Here is a 410-nt window from a genome sequence, read left to right on the forward strand (position 1 = left end):
GACCCGAGGTCATGTCGTTCTGTGATGCGCACGGCATCGACTATGTCTTTGGTCTTCCCACCAACGGTGCCTTGCGCACTAATCCCGGCATCCTCGCCGCCGCCGATACCTGCGCGGTCAAGCGCGCCGAGGAACAACGCGTGGTCCTGCGCAGCTATGCCGAGATCCGCTATGGCGCGAAGAGCTGGAAATGCCAGCGCCGTGTCGTTGCCCGGATCGAGGCCAGTACGCTCGGCATGGATATCCGCTACGTCGTCACGTCGCTGGCACAAGGCTCCGCCGAGTATATCTACGACAGCCTCTACTGTGCCCGTGGCCAAGCCGAAAACCTCATCAAACTGCACAAGACGCAACTCGCCAGCGATCGCACCTCGTGCCGCTCGGCCAACGCAAACCAAATGCGGCTCATC

General features: G+C 61.7%; 1 protein-coding gene. It reads left to right on the top strand.

Features of this window, described 5'->3' with window-relative positions; all coding sequences use genetic code 11:
• On the top strand, positions 1–410 hold a 410-nt coding region (locus tag ACYPYD_RS01485), incomplete at both ends, for a transposase (RefSeq protein ID WP_459661812.1).

The organism is Novosphingobium sp. 11B (assembly GCF_054589055.1).